This window comes from Achromobacter sp. Root170 (assembly GCF_001428165.1).
Lineage (GTDB): Bacteria > Pseudomonadota > Gammaproteobacteria > Burkholderiales > Burkholderiaceae_B > Achromobacter > Achromobacter mucicolens.
Window position 1 is genome coordinate 55,558 of sequence record NZ_LMHN01000005.1, and the last position, 23,073, is coordinate 78,630.

Consider the following 23,073-nt stretch of genomic DNA (forward strand, 5'->3'; position numbering starts at 1 on the left):
CGGCCTCAGATGTCGTCGCCCAGCGCGGCAAGCTGCTCGGCCTGGTGCTCGGCGATCAGCGCGCCGGTCAGTTCCTCGAGGTCGCCTTCCATGATCTGCTGCAGCTTGTACAGCGTCAGGTTGATGCGGTGATCGGTCACGCGGCCCTGCGGATAGTTGTAGGTGCGGATGCGCTCGGAGCGGTCGCCCGTGCCGATGAGGCTCTTGCGCTCGGCAGCTTCCTTGCTCTGGCGCTCGCGCTCTTCCTTGTCCTTCAGGCGCGCGGCCAGCACCTGCATGGCCTTGTCCTTGTTGCGGTGCTGCGAACGGTCGTCCTGGCATTCGACCACCAGCCCGGTCGGCAAGTGGGTGATGCGCACCGCGGAATCGGTTTTGTTGATGTGCTGGCCGCCCGCGCCGCTGGCGCGGAAGGTGTCGATGCGCAAGTCGCTGGGATTAATGACGATCTCGGACATGGCGTCGGCTTCGGCCATGATGGCGACCGTGCAGGCCGACGTGTGGATGCGGCCCTGCGCCTCGGTCGCCGGCACGCGCTGCACGCGGTGCGCCCCCGACTCGAACTTCAGACGCCCATACGCGCCGTCGCCGTCGATGCGCGCGATCACTTCCTTGTAGCCGCCCAGTTCGGACGGGCTTTCGGACATCAGTTCCACGCGCCAGCCGCGCTGTTCCGCGTAGCGCGTGTACATGCGCAAGAGGTCGCCCGAGAACAGCGCGCTCTCGTCGCCCCCCGTGCCCGCGCGGATTTCCAGGAACACGCTGCGCCCGTCGTTGGGGTCACGCGGCAGGAGCAGCAGCTGCAGCGCCGCTTCCAGCGTTTCCAGCTTTCCGCGCCCGGTCTTGATCTCTTCTTCGGCCATCGCCTTCATGTCGGGCTCGGACAGCATCTCCTGCGCCGTCGCGATGTCTTCCTCGGTGCGGGCGAACGCGGTGAAGGCTTCGACCACCGGCTCCAGTTCGGCGCGCTCGCGGGAAAGCTTGCGAAAGCGGTCCATGTCGGACGCGGTTTCCGGTTCGGCGAGCAAGGCATCGACCTCGATCAGGCGATGGCACAAATGCTCCAGCCGGCTGCGCATGGAAGATTTCATGAGGGGAAGACCCAAGGAGAAGACAGAAAAAGCGGGCGCCCACAAAGCGAACGCCCGCCATGAGGCGGGGCGTGGGGCAGAGCCGCTAACGGCGGGAGTCGCGGCCGGGGAAGAGGCGCGGCATCCAGGCAAGCAGTTGCTTGCGGTCGTCGCCTTCGCTGCGGTTCAGCGCCGCGAGCGGGCCGTGCAGGTACTTTTGCGTCAGGCCGTGCGCCAGTTGTTCGAGCACGGCTTCGGGCGATTCGCCCCGCGCGAGCAGGCGGCGGGCGCGTTCCAGTTCGGCGGCGCGGACGTCTTCGGCGGCCTGGTGCAGGTCGCGGATGACGGGCACCACTTCGCGGGATTGCATCCAGTGCATGAAGCCCTGGACGCGGGTTTCGATGATGGCTTCGGCTTGCACCACCGCGGCGCGGCGGGCGTCGGTGCCGGTCTGCACCAGCCGGCCCAGATCGTCGACGGAATACAGGTACACGTCGTCCAGGCGCCCGACTTCGGGTTCGATGTCGCGCGGCACGGCCAGATCGATCATGACCATCGGGCGGTGACGGCGCAGGCGCGTGGCCCGTTCCACCATCCCCAGACCGAGGATGGGCAGGGAGCTTGCCGTACAGGAAACGACGACGTCGAATTCGGACAGCCGCTCGGTCAGGTCGGACAGCTTCATCGTGCTGGCCGAGAAGCGGTTGGCCAGCAGTTCGGCGCGTTCGGCCGTGCGGTTGGCGACCACCATGCTGCGCGGACGCTGCGCGGCAAAGTGCGTGGCGCACAATTCGATCATTTCGCCCGCGCCGATGAACAGCGTGCGGGCCTGGTCCAGATTGCCGAACACACGCTCGGCCAGGCGCACCGCGGCGGCGGCCATGGACACGGACTCGGCGCCGATGGCGGTCTGCGAACGGACTTCCTTGGCGACCGAGAAGGTGCGCTGGAACATCTGATGCAGCAAGGTGCCCAGGGAACCGGCTTCGCCGGCGGCACGCACCGCGTCCTTCATCTGGCCCACGATCTGGGTTTCGCCCAGCACCATGGAATCCAGGCCGCTCGCCACGCGGAAGGCGTGACGCACGGCGTCGTCTTGATGATGGCGATACAGGTGCGGGCGCAGCGTGCCGGCGTCCAGGCGGTTGTGTTCAGCCAGCCAGGCGGGCAACTGATCCGCCACGTGGCCGTCGGCCGCGCAGTAGATCTCGGTGCGATTACAGGTGGACAGGATGGCGGCTTCGCGGACCGAGCCGCCGAACGCCGAACGCAAGCCTTCGAGGGCGGGCTTGACCAGATCGACGGGCATGGACACGCGCTCGCGGACCGATACCGGCGCGGACGTGTGATTCAGACCGAAGGCAAGGACAGCTACCGACATGTGTGAGGGATGGCTGAAAGCCACCCGCGGCTAAGCGTTAAGAACTGCCACTATAAGAACAATGTGTCGCAGCCCGCTTGTCTCGCGTCAAAGGCGGGAAAGCATCCGGCTGTAACAACAAAACCGCTGACGATTATACTCCTGCGGGTTATCCCCAGGCCACTTCCGCCCCCGATTGCCGTCAGATGACGCCTTTTCGTGCCGTGAAGCCAACAGTCGGCGGCGACGGGCGATCCGGGAAATCCGTGCGGTTCGGAAAAAAGTGGCACAACGCCGACCCGGCTGGCACAAGCCTGAAAAATTGTGTATAGTTGCGGACTTCGTTGGCCTGGTAGCTCAGTCGGTAGAGCAGAGGATTGAAAATCCTTGTGTCGGTGGTTCGATTCCGCCCCAGGCCACCAAAAGCATTCGGGACTTCGGTTCCCAGGAAAAACCCAGCCCTTGCGCTGGGTTTTTCGTTGAGTTTTTTGGTGGCGGCGGCGTGTGCGCCTCCACCTGTCCCGACATTTTGTGTATAGTGGCGGGCTTCGTTGGCCTGGTAGCTCAGTCGGTAGAGCAGAGGATTGAAAATCCTTGTGTCGGTGGTTCGATTCCGCCCCAGGCCACCAAAAGATTCCTGCACTTAGCCCCGCCCGGTATTTTTACTGCGGCGGGGTTTTTGCTTTTCGGCGCGCCAATTGCCAGACATGCTTGCGATACCTACCCCACGCCGGCAGCGCTCGCATTAAATGCGCCATTCGCCATTCGCGAATTGCGAATGGCAACACCCACATTGCCCTTCTGGCCCGCCGCATTTCGCGATATCGTGACATGCCGCCGTTTCGCAGTCGATCCCAAGTAACCGCACGTCCGTCCCCCACCACGGAGTCGCACCATGCGCGCCCGCGCACGAATCCTCTTCTGGCTGTCTGGCCTGGTCCTGGGATGGGCGCGCGTGGCGCTTGCGGCGGAAACGCCGCCGCCTGCCGCGCCGCCCGCCGCGATCCAGATGGCCGAGATTCCGCTGCGGGCGGACACGGATTTGCGGTACGCCGAGGGCGTGTTGCAGCGCGCGGCGACGGCGGATCCGCTGACCGCGCTGATGCCGCCGCTCGATGCCATCGCCAAATCCGCCGACGAAAAGCTCTACGAATTCCAGCCGGCCCAACTGCGCAACTTTCCCATCATGCGGCTTGAAAGCCTGGAGCGGCACTGGCTTTTCGACGTGCGGCGGCTGGCGCGCTGGCGGGCCGACATGCGGCAGGCGACGGCCTGGTACGCCAGTGACGCGGCCGAGCTGCTGCGCCGGCGCACGGCCTGGCAGGCGATCAAGGACGCGCCGGGCGCGGCGGGGCTGCCGGCGGCATTGGCCGACCGCGTCGACGTGGTGATCGCGCAGTTGCTGGCGGCCAGCCAGGCACTGTCCGTGCCGCTGTCGCGCCAGGTCGAACTGGAACAGCGGGCCAATGCGATCGAGGAACAGATCAAGGCAGGCCAGCGCCAGGTGATGGAGGCGATCAGCTACGTCGACGCACGGCTATTGCGGGTGGATTCGCCGCCGCTCTGGGCGTTGGACTGGTCCGGAAGATCCGACCAGGACACCATGACCCTTCTGCGCCAAGGTCTGGACATCGAGGTCCGCTTCGCGCGCGACTATGGCGCCGCCGGCGCCAGCAATCAGCGCGCGCTGCACACGCTGCAACTACTGCTGTTGCCGCTGCTGATCTGGCTGGCCAGAAAGAGCCGCAACGCCATCCGCACCGGCGTCATGAGCGAAACCGCCGCCGGTGTGCTCGGGCGGCCGATCTCCACGTGGGTCCTGCTGTCGATGATGGGCGTGCTGGCCCTGGAGCCGGACGCGCCGTTGATGGTGCAGCAGATCGCCCTGGTGCTGGCGGCGGTGCCGGTGCTGCGCCTGCTTCCGCCCGCCAGCCGCCGGCATCTGGACCATTGGCCGCGCGTCATCACCGTGCTCTTCCTTGCCGAGCGGCTGGGCTTCCTGTTCCTGGCCAACACCCTCTTCTATCGGCTGTCGACCGTAGCTGCGGCCGTCGCAGCCCTGACGGCCATTCTGTGGCTGCTGGCGCGCGGACGGCGCCAGACCTATCCGCCTGGCTCCGAGCGGCTGGTGCGCGCCTTGCGCGCCGTCGCCTGGTGCGCGGCGGGGCTGCTGTGCGTGTCGCTTGGCGCGAACCTCATCGGCAATGTGTCGCTGTCCGAGATGCTGACCAGCGGCATCATCGGCAGCGGCTACTTCGGGCTGGTGCTGTACGCGGGCGTGACCGTCATCATCACGCTGCTGCAGCTTCTGCTGGCCCGCCAGGGCATCTCGCGCTTCCGGCTTGCGCGCGAACACGCGCCGCCGCTGGTGCTGCTGCTGATCCGGCTTGTCAGCGCCGCCGCAGTCGTGGGCTGGGCGGTCTACACCATGGACCGCTTCCGCGTCCTGCGCGCCACCTACGCCTTCGTGACGCAGGTGCTGTCCTACACGCTGGAAGTCGGCGAGGTCTCGATCAGCCTGGGCAACATCCTGGTTTTCGCGATCTCGGTCGTGATTGCCTTCTGGGCCGCGCGCGCGGTGCGTCTTATCCTGCACGACGAGGTTCTGACCCGCATGTCGCTGCCGCGCGGCGTCGGCAACAGCATCGCCTCGCTGTCGTACTACCTGGTGCTGCTGCTGGGATTGGGCATCGCGCTGTCGGCCGCGGGTTTCCAGACCAGCCAGCTCACCATCGTGTTCGGCGCCTTGGGCGTGGGCATCGGCTTTGGTCTGCAGGGCGTGGTGAACAACTTCGTGTCGGGCCTGATCCTGATGTTCGAGCGGCCGATCCAGCCCGGCGATGTCGTGGAGATCGGCGGCACGTCGGGCCAGGTGCGGGATATCGGCATGCGCGCCACCCGCATCAAGACGTTCGACGGCGCCGACGTGATCGTCCCGAACGGCACGCTGCTGTCCGACAAGCTGACCAACTGGACGATGCTGGACCGCAGCCGCAGGATCGAGATCAGCATCGGGCTGGCCTACGGCACCGACCCGCGGCAGGTGCTCGCGCTGCTGGACGACGTCGCGCGGCAGACGCCCGGCGTCGTCACGGAGCCTGCGCCGATGGTGCTCTTCATGGGCTTTGGCGCCAGCACGCTGGATTTCAGCTTGCGCGCGTGGACCTACGACTTCGACCGGTGGATCGAGATCCGCAGCGACATGCTGGCGCGGATGTACGACACGCTACGGGACGCGGGCATCCAGATCCCCTTTCCGCAGCGGGACTTGCACTTGCGCAGTGTTTCGGAAGAGGCTGGCCGTGCGATCTTCGCGGCCAGGCAATCCGGACCGGACGCCCCGTCTGCGGGCTGAAGCTGTACCTTGAGCGCCAGTCTCGGCGCCGGTTCAACCGCCGGCCATCACCGGCACCGTCAGCCCGTTCTTCACCCGGCTCATCACCACCAGCGTCGAGAACCGCTTCACGTTCGGATTGCCCCAGAAGTAACGCTGCGCGAACACCTCGTATTCGGCCATGTCGCGCATGGTGAGCGTCAGCACGAAATCGACCTCGCCGGTCACCGACAGGCATTGCATGATTTCGGGCGCGTTCTGCATGGCGCGCTTGAACTGGTCGAGTTTGTCGGCGCGTTCGCTTTCCAATGACACCAGCACGACCATCGTGATGCCGCGGCCCACGGCGGCGGGGTCGACGACGGACACATCCGCCGTCACCACCTTGGCTTCGCGCAGCCGCTTCATGCGGCGTAGGCACGATACCGGCGACAGGTTCACGCGTTGCGCGACGTCCTGGCTGGTGCGCTGGTTGTCTTCCTGCAGGCTTTGCAGGATCTGCAGATCGAAATCGTCTAGTTCCATGAGGTGCTCGGAACGCGGGGAAATGGCGCCCAGGATGGCGCGGGGAGAGGCTATTCGAGGATTCTAATCGGGGCGGCGATGCAATCCTTCGCGATTTCGACGGGAAACTTCATTTCGGGTCCGCCGGACGCAGGAATTATTCAGGCCGCTTGCTTACACTGGGAGCCCTCCGCCCGCACATGCGGGATTTTTCACGCTGCACCCGCAATGCCCTCACTCCAGTTGTTCCTGCTGTTCCTGGCCGCCGATGCGGCCTTGAAGCTTACGCCCGGCCCCGACATGGCGCTTACGCTGTCGCGAGGCATGACGCAGGGATTCCGCCCCGCTTTCCATAGCGTGCTGGGCAACGTGGCGGCCGGGTTCGTCCAGGTGCCCGCCGTGGTGCTGGGGTTGGCGTCGGTGCTGCGGACCTTTCCCACGCTGTTCGTCGGTATCAAGGCGGCGGGCGGCCTGTACCTGGGCTACCTGGGCATCAAGGCCATGATCCGGTGCGCGAACGCCGCCGAGGTGTCGCTGGCGGCCCAGCCCCGCGACGCGCGCGACGCCTTCTGGCAGGGCTTCATCACCAATCTGCTGAACCCGAAAGTGCTGCTTTTCATGATCGCCTTCCTGCCGCAGTTCACCTCGCCGGACAACGGACCGGTCTGGATCCAGATGCTGGTGCTGGGCGTCACGATGAAGGCGCTCAGCCTGCCGTACGGCAGTTGCTTTGCGTACGGCGCGTCGCGCATCCGCGGCTGGGTCGGGCGCAACCCCTGGTTCCTGCGCATGCAGCAGGGGCTGCTGGGCGCAATCATGTTCGGGCTGGCGATCTACGTGCTGATTTCCACGGCGATGCCTCCACAGCCCTGACCGCTCATTCGCCCGCCTGAACCGACGACGCCATTGCACACCCTCAGCCTTCCATGACCGCCGCCACCTTGAACAACGGACACCCCAGCGCCACGTCCACCCTGCTGCCCACCCTGTCGCTGATCGGCGCCATGGCCTCCTTGTGCGTGGGCACGTCGTTCGCCAAATCGCTGTTTCCCGAAGTGGGTGCGCAAGGCACCACCGCATATCGCATCGTCATCGGCGCCATCATCCTGCTGGCCTTCTGGCGGCCGTGGCGCTTTCCGCTTACGCGCCGCAACGCCGCGAAGATCGCCCTGTATGGCGTGACGCTGGCGTGCATGAACCTGCTGTTCTACATGGCGCTCAAGACCCTGCCGCTGGGCATTGCCATTGCCATCGAATTCACCGGGCCGCTGACGCTGGCCGTGGTGCTGTCGCGGCGCGCCATCGACTTCGTCTGGATCGCCTGCGCGCTGGCCGGCCTGATCCTGCTGATCCCCACCGGGCAGTCCGTGCACGACCTCGATCCGCAAGGCATTGCGTACGCACTGGGCGCTGCCGTGTGCTGGGCGCTTTACATCATCTTCGGCAAGATGGCCGGAAACGTGCATGGCGGACAGGCCACGTCGCTGGGCCTTCTGGCGGCCACGATGGTGGCCCTGCCGGTCGGCGCGGCGCACGCGGGCATGGCGCTATTGGATCCCAAGTTTATCCTGGCCGGCGTGGCCGTCGGCATCCTGTCCAGCGCCCTGCCTTACTCGCTGGAAATGGTGGCGCTGCGGCGGCTGCCGCAAAAGACCTTCGGCGTGCTGCTCAGCATGGAGCCGGCGATGGGCGCGCTGGCCGGGGTGGTGGTGCTTAACGAGCACCTGTCCCAGACGCAATGGCTGGCAATTTTCGGCATCATCGTCGCGTCCGCCGGCTGCGCGGCCACGGCGCAGCGTAGCCGCAAGGCGCCGATCCCGGTGCCCGACTGAACGTTCCGGCGGCGCCCGCCCGCTCACTGGCCCGACAGTCCCTTGCTCCGGATGACCGCACCCCAGCGCGCGTGCTCCTGGCGCGCGTAAGCCTCGAACGCCTGCGGCGTGCTGCCGGCCGGTTCCATGCCCTGCAAGGTAAGCTGCTTGACCACGTCCGGCGAGGCCAGGGCTTGCCGGATTGCGCGGCTAAGCGTCTCCACTACCGGCGCCGGCGTGCCGGCCGGGGCCACCACGCCCTGCCAGGCCGCCGCCTCGAAAGCCGGACCGCCCGCCTCGGCAAAGGTCGGCACCTTGGCCAGTTGCCCGGATCTGGCGGCGGACGGCACCGCGATGGCATGCAGCCTGCCCGCCTGGATCAGCGGCCGCGCGGCGGCCAGGTCCGCCATCATCAGCGGCACCACGCCAGCAGCAACGTCCTGAAGCGCCGGCGGCGTCCCCTTGTAAGGCACGGCCGTGGCGCGTCCCCCGATCGTTTCCATGAACAATTCCATCGCCAGATGGTGCGGACTGCCCACGCCCAGCGAGGCGTAACTGCCCGGTTCCGTGCGCTTCAGATACGTCTTGACGTCGTCCAGCGTGCGCAGCCCGGAATCCGGAGCGGTCACCAGGACGATGGGCAGCGCCACCAGCGTGGACACCGGCGTGAAATCGGCCTGGGGATCGTAGGGCAAATCGCTGTAGAGCCATGGGTTGAGCGCCAGCGTGCTCATGCCGGCGGTCAGCACCGTGTAGCCATCCGGCTGCGCGCGCGCGGCCTCCTGCGCGGCGACGATGGTGGCCGCGCCCGGCCGGTTCTCGACCACCACCGGCTGACCCAGCGTCTGGCCGACATGACGGGCCACGATGCGCGTGGCCAGATCGCTGCCGCCGCCAGCACTGAACGGCACCAGCCAGCGAATGGGGCGATCGGGATATCCGCCCGCCACCGACGCGGCCGGAATGGCCGCCGCCAGCGCGGCCGACAACAGCATGCGCAGCACGCCCTGAAACATGAAGCTCACTCCTTTTGCACTTCGATTGGGGACATTGCGCGGGATCAGGCGCGGGCGGCGTTCAGCCAACGCAGGCCGGCCGAGGTCGCGCCCGCGGGGCGGTACTCGCAGCCGATCCAGCCGCCGTACTGCAACTCACGCAGCACGCCGAAGATCCAGCCGTAATCGAGTTCGCCGCGGTCGGGCTCCTGGCGCAGCGGCACACCGGCGATCTGCAGATGGCCGACCCGCCCGGTGGGTAGGTATTCGCGCAGTTTGGCGGTGACGTCGCCCTCGACGATCTGGCAGTGATAGAGGTCCATCTGGACTTTCAGGTTGGGCGCGTCGACAGCCTGCACGACGGCGTGCGCGTCGTCCTGGCGGTTCAGGAAGTAGCCGGGGATGTCGCGCGTGTTGATCGGCTCGATCAGCAGTGTGACGCCGGCGGACCGGGCCTCGCGCGCAGCCCAGTCCAGATTGGCCAGGTAGCAGTCCCGCATCTCATCGCGCGACGCGTCCGGCGGCGCCACGCCCGCCATCACGTGGACGTTGGAACAAGACAGCGCGGTGGCATAGCAGAGCGCCTGCTCGATGCCGGCCTGGAACTCTTCCTGCCTGCGCGGCAGCGCCGCCAGGCCGCGGTCGCCCTGCGCGGTGATGCCGGGCGGCGCATTGAACAGCACCTGCGCCACGCCGGCGGCGTCCATGCGCTCGCGCACGAACGCGGCAGGCGCTTCATACGGAAACATGCACTCCACGCCCGCGAAGCCGTCGGCCGCTGCCGCCGCATAGCGGTCCAGGAACGCATGTTCCGGGTACATCATCGACAGATTGGCGGCGAACTTCAGCATGGCGGGCTCCTGGCGCGTGATGCCGCCGCGGGCGGCGGCATCCGCCGAAAATAGCACAGCCGGGCGCCGCCCCCAACCCGGTCAGTACGTCATGCGCACGCCCAGCAACACGCTGCGTCCGGGCAACGGCGCCACCGACGAGATGAACGACGCGTGGTTGTAGGCCAGCTTGTTCAACAGGTTGGTGCCGCGCAGGTAGACCTCGTAGCCCGTCGCGCCGTACTGGCCGCGATACGCGACGACCGCGTTGACCATGTTGTAGCCCGGGGTAGTGTCCTCGTACGCCGCAATGTCCTTCTGCGCGAACACGCGGGCGTATTCGACGCCGCCCGACCATTGCTGCCACTTGAAGTTGCCGCGCACGCCCGCGCGCCCTGCCGGAATGCGCGGCAGATTGCCGTCGCCGCCCGTCAGCCTGCCCCGCACGTAGTCGCCGAACACCGCCGCCGAGAAGACCGGCGTGAACTGGTGCCGCAGCTCGCCTTCCACGCCCGTGAATTCCGCATCCTGCTGCGTGTATTCGATCAGGCGGAAATCCTCGAAGCGATCCAGCGTATTGGCGTAGATGTAGTTCTTGACGCGGTTGTGGAACACGCTGGCCGAGAACGTCGTGTCGCCCGAATGCTTGCGCAGCGTCAGGTCGATGTTGTGCGACGTTTCGCGCGTCAGGTCCGGATTACCCAGTTCGTATGTATTGGTGGCAAGGTGAACGCCGTCCGCATACAGTTCCTGCGCGTTGGGCAGGCGCTGCGAGCGCGACAGCGACAGCGCCACCGAATACTGCGGCGCGAAGTCCCAGATCGCGGCGGCCGACAGCGACGTGCCCGACAGGCTGCTGCGCGGCGCGCCGCCCGACGGCGACACGCGCTGCCAGTCCTGGCGCGCGCCCAGCTCGAACCGCCAGTCGTTCAACTGGTATTCCTCCAGCACGAAGATGCCGTTCGACCGGGTCTTGCTGGGCGGCAGGAACGCCTCTTCGCCTTCGGCGCTGAAATCGCTGTACGCATTCTGCAGACCGATCACGCCGCGCCAGCCGGCGATGGGCTTGTGCTGCAGCTCCACCCGCATGTCGTAGCCCTTGTTCTTGAAGCGCGTGCCAACCTCGCCGCCTTCGATCTCGTCGTGCTGGTAGTCCGTCAGGCCGCCGCGAAAGCGGATCTTCTCGAAGCCGGCAAACGGATCCTGGTATTCCGCGCGCAGATCCACCCGGTTGCTGCGCAGCTTCACGTAGGGCACGCCGCCATGCTCGTGATCGTGGTCGTGACCTTCCTCGCCCTCGTCGCCGTGGTCATGATCGTGGCCGCCGCAGTGCAGATGCGTGCCGTGCGGGTGGCACCCTTCGTACTCGTGGTTGTGGCCGGGCAGGCCGTATTCGCTTTGCAGATGCGTGAAGGCCACGCCCACATAGCCGCGCGGCGTGATCCACGACATGCCCACCGAGCCCTGCGTCGATTCGCTGTACGAGCCTTCCAGCGTGCCGCCGGGCCAGTCCGGCACGTCGTAGTCGCTGGTGCGGCGCTTCATGCCTTCGACGCGCACCGCGAACTGGCCTTCGCCCGCCGTGATGCCCACGGCGCCGGCGCGCTCCTTGGTGCCGGTGGCGCCGCGCAACTCGGCTTCGGCGGCGATGCCCTTCTCCGGCACCTCGGTGGGGATTTTCTTGTCCACCACGTTCACCACGCCGCCGATCGCGCCGCCGCCGTACAGCAGCGTGGCCGGCCCGCGCAGAACCTCGATGCGATCGGCCAAAAGGGGCTCGACCGTCACGGCATGGTCGGGAGAGATAGCCGAGGCGTCCATCACTTCGGACCCATCCGACAGCACCTTCACCCGGGGCGCGGTCTGCCCGCGGATCACCGGGCGGCTGGCGCCGCCGCCAAACGTGTCGCTGTTCACGCCCGGCAGGTTCTTGAGGGTCTCGCCCAGCGTCCCGTTGCGCTGCTCGATCAGCGCGTCCCCTTCCAGGACCGAGGCGGGCAGCGTGGTGCTGTTCAAGTCCAGCCCCAACGGGTTGGCGGACACGGTGATCGGCGCGACGGTCTGAGCGCGCGTCTCGCCCTCTGTCTGCGCCTGCGCCACGGGCGCCATCAGCATCAGCGAGCACACCAGCGGTTTCAACGGCGCCCGGCCATGTGAACGGCTGCGAAAGACCTTCACGCGCGCTTTCCCCAACCCCAGCTTCTTTCCTTTCATCTTCGCTCTCTCGGATGTTATATCATTACAAAAAGGCAGACGGATGATATAACATTTCATAACTGGTGCAGCAGTTCCCCAAATGAAAAAGCGCGATTCCCTTGCAGGAATCGCGCTTCGATGACGCGGACAACGATGAAACGGACAACCGGAAAGGCGGGAACGGCGCCCGCCCGTCGGTCAGCCCGCCTTGAACTCCTTGTTCCAGAACTCGAGCATGTCCGCCTTCTTCTCGGTCAAGCCCTTCAGGTCGTAGGCGTGCAGCAGCTTGACCTCGGCGTCCGAAAAGCCCACCCGCTTCAGGGCTTCCGGCAACTGCGCGTTGGTCACGGTGGGCGCGTAGCCCATCTTTTCGGCAAAGCCGATCTGCCCTTGCGGATCCAGCATGGCGTTCAGGTAGGCCCAGGCCGCGTCCTTGTTGCGGCTATTCTTGGCGACGGCCGCTTCAAACGACACCGGCACAGAGCCTTCCTTGGGGATGACGAAGCCCAGCGGCAGACCGCTGTCCTTCCATTGCAGCGCGCGGGCCTTCCACATGACGGCGATCGCGATTTCGCCGGACTTGAAGGCGGCGGCAACGGCTTCGTTGGACGGGTAGATGCGCGGCGCGTTGGGCTTGAGCTTGGCCAGAAAGCGCTTGCCGCCCTCGAAATCCTTGGTGTTGCCGTCCGCGCCCAGGCCCACGAAGACCGAGTTGTAGAGATAGAGAATGTCGGAGAAGCCGACCTGCCCCTTCCACTTCGGATCCAGCAGCACCTGCAGCGAATCCGGCGGGGTCGGGAATTTCTCGGTGTTGTAGACCAGGGTCATCGCGCTGAAGATGTGCGGAATGGAATACGGCGTCTTCAGCGTGTCGATGGCGTTGGCCAGGTTGGGCAGCTTCTTGGTGTCCAGCGGCTCCAACGTGCCCGAGCGCTCGGCGTCGTACATGTCGACTTCGCCCAGCAGCGCCACGTCCATGCTGCCGCGGCGCGAGTTCTTTTCGGCGCGCAGCTTGGTCACGCGCCCCACGGCGTTGCCCGTGTCGTAGACCACCTTCACGTCCTGCTTGGCGACGATGGGATTGATGATCTGCTGCAGCAGGTTCTGGTAATCGCCGCCCCAGGTGCCCACCACGATTTCCTTTTCGGCCGCATTGGCCATGCCGGGCAGCCACCCCAGGGCGGGCGCCAGGGCCAGGCCGGAGGCGGTCTTGATGAAGCCACGGCGATTCAGGTTTTTCTCTTGCATAACAACCTCGTATCGAAGGGAACTGACGACTTGCTACGATGCGCCGCGCGGCAGGCCAGTCTGGCGCGCGGCCTTGGGTTCAACAGGATTCAGACCAGCATTTGCACCGGCGCATCCGGCGAGGACGCGCGGATCTCGTCGGCCTCGATGTCACGCGCGATCACGATGATCGCGTCGCGCGCATCGGGCTGCCGCGTCAGCCGCTGCGGCAGGCTGAACGTCGAACCGACCGACTGGATCAGGATGGGTTCCTCGCAGTCCGTGACGCGCACCACCGCCTTCACGCGTAGCAGGCGGTCGCCGCACAGGCCGGCCAGGTTATCCAGCCACTCGGAAAAATCGGTCCAGCTGATGCCGCTTTGGGCGCGCGCCGCCATGACGCGGATGCGCGGATGCGCCGCGCCCTGCCCGCCTGCGGCAAGCACTCGCGCCGCCAGGCCGGCCAGGTCGGACGTGCCTTGCGACGGCGCGAACGCGGCCTGCACCGCGCGCCGGCGATCCGGTTCCGCGACGATCTCGGCAAGCGGATTCAACGCCTCGGCGCGCGCGGCGCGTTCGCCCAGCGCGCCGGGCACGGCGGGCAGCAGATCGGTCTTGGTCAATACGATGCGATGGGCCGCGCCAAACTGCGCCATCGCTTCATCCATCTCGGCCAGCGCGTCGGGATCGCGTGCGCAGTCGTCGGTGCAGACCACCGTCAGCCGCAGGCCGCGGCTGGCCAATTCCGGATCCGCCAGCGACGCGATGATGGGTCCGGGCCGCGACAGGCCGCTGCACTCCAGGACGACGCGTTGCAACGGACCCTCGCCTTCAGGCCGGGGCGCATCCAGCAGCGCGCTCAGCGTGTAGACCAGATCGCTGCGCAACGAGCAGCACACGCAGCCGTTGGCCATCAAGGTCATCGGCACGTTGTCGCTGTCGTTGGCCACGATCGCCCCGTCCACGCCGACCTCGCCCGCCTCGTTGACGATCACGCCCGTATCGCGCGATTCCGGATCGCGCAGGTAGTCCACCAGCAGCGTGGTCTTGCCGCTGCCGAGGAACCCGCACAACAGGAAAAGGTCGACGGCCATCAGGTCATGTCCTCGCCCGGGTCGCCCGAGTCGCAGGGCGATCCCGACGGTGCGCCGCCGGTGGGCGGGCGCTCGCCGTCGGGATCGTCGGCCCAACTGTCCCGCACCATCGCGCGCACGTCCGCCAGCAGCTCGGCGGTGTCGTACACCACGCCCGACTTGATGGTGGTCTGCAGGCAGCGCTTCCATTCGACCTTGGCGGTGTCGTCGTTCAGGCGCATGGCGCCGGTGCCGAACAGCAGCTTGAAGTCGGTGAGCGGATTCTGGTCGTGGATCAAGAGGTCGGCGCGCTTTTGCACGTCGATGGAGCCGGTGTCGTCATCGATGCCCAGCAGCGCCGCGCTGTGCGACGTGGCCGCGCGCAGGACCTCGATGGGATGAAAGCCCGCTTCCTGCAGCAGTTCCAGTTCGCGGATGAAGCCGAAGCCGTAGATCTGGTAGATGAAGCCCGAATCGCTGCCCGCGCAGACGCGTCCGCCCAGGTTCTTGTATTCGTTGATGAACTGCATCCAAAGCCGGTAGTTCTGCTTCCATTCGATCTCGTTGGTGGTGCTCCAGCGATACCAGTAGGCGCCGTGGCCGCCGCGCTGCGGCTGGAAGTAGCGCCACACCGCCTTCCACGTGTACTCGTCGTGCCAGTCCGCGCGGCGCGCGCGCATCAGGTCGCGGTTGGCGTCGTAGATGTTGAAGGTGGGCACGAAGGTGTGACCGATTTCCAGGAACTCGTCCATGACCTGGCGCCACTTGGCCGAACCCGGCTGCGCGGCCTGCATGAAGGTCTGGCCCGCCACCGCGAAGCGGTAGTACTCGTCGCTGTAGTTGTAGTCCGTGGGAAACGACTGCACGACGCGGTCTTCGAACAGCGCCTCGGGCAGGCCGTAGTAGTGTTCGGAACTGGTCAGTCCCCAGCGCGCGGATTTCAGCGCATTCACGCGCGTCACCGCCATCTGGGCGTGATGGCAGCCCGAACGCAGGCCCACCTTGGCCGCCTCGTCCAGCGCCGCCTCCATGATGGCCGGCGGCGCCCCAAAGAACTTGATGCCGTCGGCGCCGCGCGCGGCCAGCTTGCGCACCCATTCGCGGCCCTGCTCCGGCGTGTGGATGGTCTTGACGCGGTCGTTCACGGCGGGAAACACGGAATGTACGATCATGCGCGGCGCCGCGATCTGGTTGGCCGCGGACAGCTCGCGCTGCTCCATCGTCCAGCCCAGGCCGCCCATCGCGCCCATCTCGCGCACCGTGGTCACGCCATGCGCCAGCCACAGCTTGTAGATGTAGTCGGCGGGCGGCACGATGCCGCTCATCGCGTGATACGGCGTGCCGATGTGCGCGTGCGCGTCGACAAAGCCGGGCGTCACGAACTTGCCGTGGCAGTCGATCTCGTGATCGCCGGGGCCGGGACGGCGCTTGGGGTCGATGGCCTTGTGCGGCGTGCCCACGTTGACCAGCGCGGTGATGCGATCGTTCTCGATCACGATATCCACCGGGCCCCAGGGCGGCGCGCCGGTGCCGTCGATGATCGTGGCCCCGCGCAGGATCAGCCGCGGAAACGGCCCCAGGCCGCGATCGCGCGGCGCGGGCGCCGAGGGCGGATGCCACCCCTTGGCCGCGTTGACGTCGCGGGATTCCTCGCCGACTTCCGACTGCGAAAACGTGGGATCGCTCATGGCCCCTACACCCCCAGGTCGTTATGTTCGATGACGCCGCCCTTCATGATGAGGCCGATGTGCTCGCCCTGCCCCAAGAGGCACGACAGGTCGCGGTACGGATCGCCGTCCACCAGCAGGATGTCGGCCAGCGCCCCTTCCTGGATGCGGCCCAGCTGGCCGACCTGGTTCAGCACCTCGGCCGCCGTCGTGGTGGCGCACTGGATGACTTCCTGCGCGGACAGCACCTCGCGGCGGATGCGGAATTCGTCGCTTTGCAGGCGCTGTGACGGGCCCAGCAGGTCGGAGCCGTAACCGATCTTCACGCCCGCCTTCTTGTAGATCTCAAGTGAATGCAGGCCCGCGGTGCGCACCGTGGCGATCTTGGCCACGGAATCGGCCGGCAGACCGTAGTCGGCGCCTTCGTTGGCCAGGGCCTCGTAGGTCACCAGCGTCGGCACCACGAACGCGCCCTTCTCGGCCATGAAACGCGCCACGCGCTCGTCGACCAGATTGCCGTGTTCGATGGTGCGCACGCCGTTGCGGATGGCGCGCTCGATGGCGTCGGCGGTATAGGAATGCGCCATCACGTACGTCTGGCGGCTGGCCGCCTCATCGACGATGACGCGGATTTCCTCTTCCGAGTAGCCAAAGGACGCAATGGGATCGGTGGGCGATGCCACGCCGCCCGAGGCCATCATCTTGATCTGGTCCGCGCCCATCTGCAGTTCCTGGCGCACGGCCTTGCGCACGTCGTCGATGCCGTCGGCCACGCGGCCGATGTCGCCCGCCCGGAAGCAGCAGCCGCAAAAGCTCATGGGACGCAGGTGGTCCGAACGCGGACGCGGATCGCCGTGGCCGCCCGTCTGGCTGATGGCGCGGCCCGAGATGAACAGGCGCGGCCCCTTGACCGTGCCTTCGTTGACGGCGCACTTCAGGCCCCAGCCCGCGCCGCCCGCGTCGCGCACGGTGGTAAATCCCCGGCGCAGCATGGCCGCCATGATGGGCACCGCGCGCATCATCACCAGCGCGTCGGGCAGGACGCCCTGCGTGCTGAGATTCAGCTGCGTGGCCAGCACATGCACGTGCAGATCGATGAGGCCGGGCATCAGCGTGCGGCCGGCGGCGTCGATCACGCGCGCCGAGGACGCGGTGATCGGCTTGTCCGACACCTCCTTGATGACACCGTCCTCCACCAGGACGTGGTGCCCTTCCAGCAGCTCGGATTGCAGCGGATCGAGCAGGTTCGCATTCTTGAACAGCACAGCGGACATGAGAATTTCCTTCGGGGGATGTCTGGGTCAGGACGCCATGGTCTTGATGTAGCGCCGGTGGATCAGCCAGTTGGATATCAGTGCGATGACGAGCGTGCCGCAGACCAGGATGACCGCCAGCGCGGCGCCAAACGGCCAGTTCGAGGCCTTGGTGATCTGGTCATACAGCGCCGGCGCCATCATGGTCAGGCCCGAGCCGCCCAGCAGCACCGGCGTGGCGTACGCGTTCATGCACAGAATGAACACCAGCATCGTGCCCGCCGCCACGCCCGGCGCGGCGATCGGCAAGACGATGCGGCGGAATGTGGTGAAGAAGCTGGCGCCCACGTTGCGCGCGGCCTCTTCCACGGACAGGTCCATGCCTTCCAGCACGCTTTGCAGCGTCAGGATCAGGTACGGCATGACGACTGCCGTGGTGCCGATGACGACGGCGGTCGGCGTGTACATCAGCGTCAGCGGCTTGTCGATGATGCCCAGGCCCTGCAGCACGGCGTTGACCACGCCGGCGTTGCCCAGCGCCACCATCCAGCCGGCCGCGCGCACCACGTTGCCCACCATCAGCGGAAACACCAGCAGGATCACAAAGAGGCTCTTGTAGCGGCTTTGCGTGCGCGCCAGGAAGTACGCCACCGGAAAACCCAGCACCAGCGCCAGCACCGTGCACAGCGCCGCGATGCCCAGCGTGGTGAAGAAGATGTCGCGGTAGTAGGGGTCGCCGAAGAACTTGGCGTAGTTCTCGAACGTGAAGGCGGTCTGCATCATCTCGACCGGGTCGAAATGATTGAAGCTGTAGCGCGCCAGCTGAAGGATCGGGATCATGATGATCACCAGCACCACCAGCGAGGCCGGAAAGGCCAGCCCGGGGCCCAGCCATCGGCTGGGGCGCCCATCCTGCGTTGCGGTCGTCATGGCGCCTCCTATTGCGTGAAGGCGACGCAGTCGTCGGGCTCGAAGCACGCATAGACGCGCTCGCCGGCGGCTGGCGGCGCGCCGCGCGCGCCCGCATTGACGATCTGGCTGATCAGGCGGTCGCCGCCATCGAGCTGCACCCGCACCTCCAGCACCGACCCCAGGTACAGCGACGACTCGATCACGCCCGGCAGCGCGTTGCCGCCGGACGGCTGCGTCTGCAGGCGCACGCGCTCCGGCCGCACGCCCAGATGCGTGGCGTTGCCGCCGCCCGGCGCCGCGATGCGCTGGCCAGCCTTGGTCTCGAACTGATCGCCGGCGTGGCCGCGCCCCGTGAAGACGTTCATCTTGCCCAGGAAGTCCGCCACGAAGAGGTTGGCGGGCCGTTCGTACAGCGTGTCGGGCGCGCCCACCTGCTGCACGATGCCGTCGTGCATGATGGCCATGCGGTCCGCAATCGCCAGCGCCTCTTCCTGGTCGTGCGTGACAAAGACGGTGGTCAGGCCCAGGCGCCGCTGCAACGCGCGGATTTCCTCGCGCACTTCCAGGCGCAGCTTGGCGTCCAGGTTGGACAGCGGTTCATCCAGCAGGAACACCTTGGGTTCGATCGCCAGCGCGCGCGCAATCGCCACGCGCTGCTGCTGGCCGCCGGACAGCTGGCGCGGATAGCGGTCGCGCAGCTCAGTCATGCGCACCATGTCCAGCACGCGCCGGATCTTCGCATCGCGGTCGGCCTTGGGCACCTTGTGCATTTCCAGGCCGAACGCCACGTTCTCGGCCACCGTCATGTGCGGAAACAGCGCATAGCGCTGGAACACCATGCCGGTGTCGCGCTTGTGCACCGGCAGCCGCGTGACGTCGGTTTCGCCAATGCGGATGCGCCCCGACGTCGGCGTGATGAAGCCGGCAATCATGCGCAGCGTCGTCGTCTTGCCGCAACCGCTGGGCCCCAGAAAGGTGACCAGCTCGCCTTCGGCAATCTCCAGGGAAAAATCCGACACCGCGACCGCCGCGCCGAACTGCTTGCGGATGTTTTCGATTGAGACCTTCGCCATTTCTTACACCACCTGACTGAGTTTCACGTAGCGGTCGGTCACAAGCATGATGATGCCCAACAGCAGGATTTGCACCGAGGCCACCGACGCGATGGTCGGGTCCAGGTTGAATTCGAGGTACTGCATGATCGCGATCGGCAGCGTCGTGCGCCCAGGGCCTACCAGCGACAGCGACAGCTCCAGGTTCTCGAACGACACGACAAAACTGAACAGCGCCGCAGCGACGATGGACGGCCGCAGCATGGGCAGCGTCACGCGCATGAAAGCCTTCGGCGCGCTTGCGCCCAGGTTGCGAGCGGCTTCCTCGATGGAGCCGTCCAGCCCGGCCATGCCGGCCGTGACCAGACGCACGGTCCACGGAATAGTGAGGCACACGTGCGCAATGACCAGACCGCCGAACGTGCCGACAAGATCCTGGTCCAGCACGTTTTCAGCGCGCAGGTAAAAGAGATAGACGGCCACGCCCGCGACGATGCCGGGAATCAGCAGCGGCGACAGCAGCAAGGTGTTGACGCCCTTGCTGCCCGCGAAGCGGTAGCGCGCAATCGCAACCGCCGCCAGCACGCCCATCACCACGCCGATGAACGCGGCCACCAGCGACACCTGCAGGCTGAAAAGGAAGCCGTTGGCGAACGCGGGGTTCTCCCAGGCCTTGACGTACCAGGAGAGCGTGTAGCCCGATGGCGGGAAATAGAGGATGGCGTCCTTGAAGAAGCTCAGCCAGACCACCAGCACGATGGGGCTAAGCATGAACGCATACATGAGAACCACGAAAACGCGGTGCAGCCACGTGGCCCACGGGATCACGCGCACTGGCTTTTCCCGCGAGACCGCGACGGCTGAATCCAAAGGAGGTGCATTATGCAAATCCGGTTCCTTTCAGCAACTGCCGGCTCGGTTTGAAACTCCTCCGAAAGACTCTGCGGTCCCTACGGTTAACCGAAGCATATCGACCGGTTGCTGCCCGGCTCAAGTAGGGATAACCCACGGCACGCCAAAACTCGCGGGTTATCCCTGCAGTAGCCCCGCCACGGGTGCAACCCGCTGCGAACGCTGGCCGCGGCAGGTGCAACCTGCACTGAGGCGCGCAGCTACCGCGCCCCCGCCCTCGCTGCGCCGCCCGGGCCGCGCGTCAGGAATCGGCAGCGCGAAGGGCAGCCGATGGGGATGCGGCCGCCGCGCCGATCCACGCGGTCAGCGCCATCGACATCAGGGCTAGCAGCGACGGGTACAGCATGCTCAGGTTGCGCGCCTCGCCCTCGGCGGCGAACAGCAGAAAGAGCGGCACGTTGACCGCCAGCGCCATCAGCACGTGCAAGCGAAACGGCGCGGGCAGCAGGCGCCAGCCGGTCGCGGCCACGCCCGCGATCATCAGCACCATTACCGCGCTCAAGCCCTTGGGCAGCGCGACGCCGTAGGTGCTTTCGGTACGGAACCAGTTGCCCGGATCCAGGAAGTAGAAGAAATTCGCGCCCGGCTGGAAGCTCACCGCGCCGCCGGGATTGCCCGCATAGCGCATGCGCAGCGCCAGATACACGCAGCCGCAGACGAACACCAGGGCCGCCACGACGCCTGCTGCCTTGACGCGCGGCAGGCTGCGCCGCAGAAACGGATACAGCGTCACCACATAGAAGAAGAACGCCTCCTTGTTCCATGTCGCCATGGCCGCAACGACGGCCAGAAGGCCCAGCCGTCCCGCCGCACGCATGGGGCGCTCCACGGGAATGCGCCAGGCCAGCAGGATCGCGCACGCCATGAACAGCACTTCGAAGAAGTCGTAGAAGAAGCCGCCCTCGGTCAGGAAGAAGGGCAAGAGCAGCGCGATGACCATCGGCGCCGCGGCGGCAGCGGCCCCGCTGGCGCCTGCCGCAAGACACACCGACCGCATGGCGAACAGCGAGCCGAGCAGCGCCGCGAAGGTCAGGTAATAGACGATGTGATAGCGCAGCGTCACCGGGGCCTGCATCGCTTCCGATTCCGGATAGCGCATTGCCAGCCCCGAGCGGCTGTTCACGCGGCGCGGCTCGGTCAGCCGTTCGGACAGACGCGCCACCGTCGCGGCCGGCAGCAAGTCCTGGATGCCGTTGGCGATGGCCGGCACGAATTGCCGGTACACGTAGGGACGGTGGGCGGTGCCGTCCACCATGGCCGCCAGCGAATGCGGGCCATGCCCGTCGTTCAGCCGCCACTTCGTATAGAAACCGTTGAAGGCTGCCGCAGCCACCATCACATACAACATCGCCAGCAGAAAGCGGCGGTAAACCACGCTATTGAAAAAACGGATCATCGGACTTCCGAGGCGGCCGGTTGGGAGGCGCCCTGCGGGCCCAGCCATTTGGCCAGCGCCAGCGCCAGCAGGCACAGCAGGGACGGATAGAGCATGCTCAGGTTGCGCATTTCGCCTGGCGAGCAGAACAACAGGAACAGCGGCAGGTTGATCGCAAGCGCCATCTGCGCGTGCCAGCGCAGAGGCTGGGGCAGGCGCGTCCAGCCGTGGATGGCAATGCCGGCAAAGGCCAGCATGCTCACGATGCTGAAGCCGCGCGGCAAGAGGACGCCATAGGTGTTCTCGGTTCGCAACCAGTTGCCGGGGTCCACGTAAAAGCGCAGGTTGTCCCACAGCTGGTAATCGACCGTCGAGCCGGGGTTGCCCGCGTAGCGCAGGCGCAGCGCCAGATAGACGCAGCCGCTTACCAGCAGCAGCACGCCCACCACGCCTGCGGCGTGCAGCCGCGGCAGGTTGCGCCGCAAGAGCGGATACAGCGCGGGCGTGAAAAAGAAGAAGGCTTCCTTGTTCCAGGTGGCCAGCCCGGCCAGCGCCACCAAGGCGCACAGACGCACCGGCGTCTGGCGCGATGCGCCCAGCGCCAGCAGCACGGCGCTCATGATGAACATCAGTTCGACGAAGTCATAGAAAAAGCCGCCCTCGGTCAGAAAGAACGGCACCACCATCGCAAGCAGCGCGGGCGCGATCGTCGCGGCCGCGGCGCCAGCCCCCGCCCGCAGCGCCACGCGGCGCATGACGAAAAGCGAGGTCAGCAGCGCGGCGAAGGTCAGGTAGTAGACCAGGTGATAGCGCAGGGTCACGGCCGGCATGAGGGCCTCGGACCCTGGATAGCGCATCGCCAGGCCCGAGCGGCTGTCCACCCGCCGGGGTTCGGCAAGGCGTTCGGACAGGCGCGCCACGGTGGACGCCGGCAGCAGCGACTGGATGCCATTGGCCAGCGCCGGCACGAACTGGCGATACACATAGGGGCGGTAGGCCGTGCCTTCGACCATCTGCGTCAGCCCGAGGGCCGCGTGGCCGTCGTTGAGCCGCCACTTCGTATAGAAGCCGTTCATGACGGCCGCCGCCACCACGACGTAGGCGCAGCAGAGCAGGAACCCGCGATACCACGCGCCATTGAAGAAACGTTGCATGCCTGTGCCCGCCTATTTCGAAATCAGGAAGACGCCAATGGCGATGAACGCCGCGCCCGCCATCCGCAGGGCGGTGATGGTTTCCGTGCCGGACAACAGACCGTAGGCAAAGACGCCCGCGATGGCAAAAGCCACCATCAACGGGTAGGCCAGCGTCAGATCCAGCTGGCGCAGCGCCAGCGCATAAAAACCAAATCCCAGTCCGTACGCGCCGATGGCGGCAAGATAGGGCAGCGCCTGGCTCAGCAGGGACGGCGCGGCCGCTTGTGCGGCGCTGCTTCCCGCCGCCTTGAGCGCCACGCTGGCCGCCACGCTACAGGCCCCGCTGAGGATCAGCCAAAGATATGCCAT

General features: G+C 66.6%; 19 protein-coding genes and 2 tRNA genes. 5 read left to right on the top strand and 16 right to left on the bottom strand.

Annotated elements, in window-relative coordinates; translation table 11 throughout:
- Positions 1 to 5: 5 nt before the first annotated feature.
- Together prfA and hemA are read right to left on the bottom strand one after the other, a co-directional pair.
- Complete coding sequence (prfA, locus tag ASD87_RS08540; protein ID WP_056319917.1) at positions 6 to 1,088, bottom strand: peptide chain release factor 1; 1,083 nt, start codon at positions 1,086 to 1,088, stop codon at positions 6 to 8.
- Between the two features lie 85 nt (positions 1,089 to 1,173).
- Positions 1,174 to 2,448, bottom strand: a complete 1,275-nt coding sequence (gene hemA, locus ASD87_RS08545) for a glutamyl-tRNA reductase (RefSeq protein WP_056319920.1) — start codon at positions 2,446 to 2,448, stop codon at positions 1,174 to 1,176.
- 325 nt (positions 2,449 to 2,773) lie between these two features.
- On the opposite strand from hemA, the gene ASD87_RS08550 reads away from it, so the two are divergent.
- The 3 genes from ASD87_RS08550 to ASD87_RS08560 all read left to right on the top strand — a co-directional run bounded on the left by ASD87_RS08550 (position 2,774) and on the right by ASD87_RS08560 (position 5,782).
- A tRNA-Phe gene (locus ASD87_RS08550) sits at positions 2,774 to 2,849 on the top strand.
- A 131-nt stretch (positions 2,850 to 2,980) separates the two neighbouring features.
- Positions 2,981 to 3,056 (top strand) — tRNA-Phe (locus tag ASD87_RS08555).
- A gap of 266 nt (positions 3,057 to 3,322) precedes the next feature.
- Positions 3,323 to 5,782 carry a mechanosensitive ion channel domain-containing protein gene (locus ASD87_RS08560; protein WP_056319923.1) on the top strand — a complete coding sequence of 820 codons (2,460 nt, stop codon included), beginning with the start codon at positions 3,323 to 3,325 and terminating at the stop codon, positions 5,780 to 5,782.
- A gap of 33 nt (positions 5,783 to 5,815) precedes the next feature.
- Here the strand turns inward: ASD87_RS08560 and ASD87_RS08565 are convergent, their stop codons facing one another.
- Entirely contained in the window at positions 5,816 to 6,286 is a 471-nt protein-coding gene (locus ASD87_RS08565) for an Lrp/AsnC family transcriptional regulator (protein WP_056319925.1), read from the bottom strand.
- Between the two features lie 207 nt (positions 6,287 to 6,493).
- On the opposite strand from ASD87_RS08565, the gene ASD87_RS08570 reads away from it, so the two are divergent.
- Together ASD87_RS08570 and ASD87_RS08575 are read left to right on the top strand one after the other, a co-directional pair.
- The gene (locus tag ASD87_RS08570; RefSeq protein ID WP_082586237.1) at positions 6,494 to 7,138 is read left to right on the top strand and encodes a LysE family translocator; all 645 of its coding nucleotides are present in this window, start codon (positions 6,494 to 6,496) and stop codon (positions 7,136 to 7,138) included.
- Between the two features lie 53 nt (positions 7,139 to 7,191).
- On the top strand, positions 7,192 to 8,097 hold the full coding sequence (locus ASD87_RS08575; RefSeq protein ID WP_056319927.1) for a DMT family transporter: 906 nt from the start codon (positions 7,192 to 7,194) through the stop codon (positions 8,095 to 8,097).
- Positions 8,098 to 8,120: 23 nt separating this feature from the next.
- Here ASD87_RS08575 and ASD87_RS08580 read toward each other — a convergent pair whose 3' ends face one another.
- The 13 genes from ASD87_RS08580 to ASD87_RS08640 form a co-directional block, all read right to left on the bottom strand.
- Entirely contained in the window at positions 8,121 to 9,092 is a 972-nt protein-coding gene (locus ASD87_RS08580; RefSeq protein ID WP_056319929.1) for a tripartite tricarboxylate transporter substrate binding protein, read from the bottom strand.
- Between the two features lie 44 nt (positions 9,093 to 9,136).
- Positions 9,137 to 9,922 (bottom strand): 2-oxo-tetronate isomerase, encoded by a 786-nt coding sequence (gene otnI, locus ASD87_RS08585; protein ID WP_056320014.1) that lies wholly within the window; start codon positions 9,920 to 9,922, stop codon positions 9,137 to 9,139.
- Between the two features lie 81 nt (positions 9,923 to 10,003).
- Positions 10,004 to 12,016: a TonB-dependent receptor domain-containing protein gene (locus ASD87_RS08590; RefSeq protein WP_156403404.1), complete on the bottom strand. Its 2,013-nt coding sequence runs from the start codon at positions 12,014 to 12,016 to the stop codon at positions 10,004 to 10,006.
- A 279-nt stretch (positions 12,017 to 12,295) separates the two neighbouring features.
- On the bottom strand, positions 12,296 to 13,345 hold the full coding sequence (locus tag ASD87_RS08595; protein ID WP_056319935.1) for an ABC transporter substrate-binding protein: 1,050 nt from the start codon (positions 13,343 to 13,345) through the stop codon (positions 12,296 to 12,298).
- A gap of 89 nt (positions 13,346 to 13,434) precedes the next feature.
- Positions 13,435 to 14,418 carry a GTP-binding protein gene (locus ASD87_RS08600; protein ID WP_056319936.1) on the bottom strand — a complete coding sequence of 328 codons (984 nt, stop codon included), beginning with the start codon at positions 14,416 to 14,418 and terminating at the stop codon, positions 13,435 to 13,437.
- Positions 14,418 to 16,085, bottom strand: coding sequence for an amidohydrolase family protein (locus ASD87_RS08605; protein ID WP_056319938.1), 1,668 nt, complete (start codon positions 16,083 to 16,085; stop codon positions 14,418 to 14,420). The genes ASD87_RS08600 and ASD87_RS08605 overlap by 1 nt, the downstream gene beginning before the upstream one ends.
- A 5-nt stretch (positions 16,086 to 16,090) precedes the next feature.
- Entirely contained in the window at positions 16,091 to 17,338 is a 1,248-nt protein-coding gene (locus tag ASD87_RS08610; protein WP_056319941.1) for an amidohydrolase family protein, read from the bottom strand.
- Between the two features lie 27 nt (positions 17,339 to 17,365).
- Entirely contained in the window at positions 17,366 to 18,247 is an 882-nt protein-coding gene (locus ASD87_RS08615; RefSeq protein WP_056319944.1) for an ABC transporter permease, read from the bottom strand.
- 8 nt (positions 18,248 to 18,255) lie between these two features.
- Positions 18,256 to 19,302, bottom strand: a complete 1,047-nt coding sequence (locus ASD87_RS08620) for an ABC transporter ATP-binding protein (RefSeq protein ID WP_056319947.1) — start codon at positions 19,300 to 19,302, stop codon at positions 18,256 to 18,258.
- A gap of 3 nt (positions 19,303 to 19,305) precedes the next feature.
- A complete protein-coding gene (locus ASD87_RS08625) occupies positions 19,306 to 20,115 on the bottom strand; it encodes an ABC transporter permease (RefSeq protein ID WP_175156605.1) in 810 nt (269 codons plus the stop codon).
- Between the two features lie 319 nt (positions 20,116 to 20,434).
- Positions 20,435 to 21,589 carry a hypothetical protein gene (locus ASD87_RS08630; protein ID WP_056319958.1) on the bottom strand — a complete coding sequence of 385 codons (1,155 nt, stop codon included), beginning with the start codon at positions 21,587 to 21,589 and terminating at the stop codon, positions 20,435 to 20,437.
- A complete protein-coding gene (locus ASD87_RS08635) occupies positions 21,586 to 22,722 on the bottom strand; it encodes a hypothetical protein (RefSeq protein WP_056319961.1) in 1,137 nt (378 codons plus the stop codon). The genes ASD87_RS08630 and ASD87_RS08635 overlap by 4 nt, the downstream gene beginning before the upstream one ends.
- Positions 22,723 to 22,734: 12 nt before the next feature.
- Positions 22,735 to 23,073 (bottom strand): multidrug efflux SMR transporter, encoded by a 339-nt coding sequence (locus tag ASD87_RS08640; RefSeq protein WP_056319964.1) that lies wholly within the window; start codon positions 23,071 to 23,073, stop codon positions 22,735 to 22,737.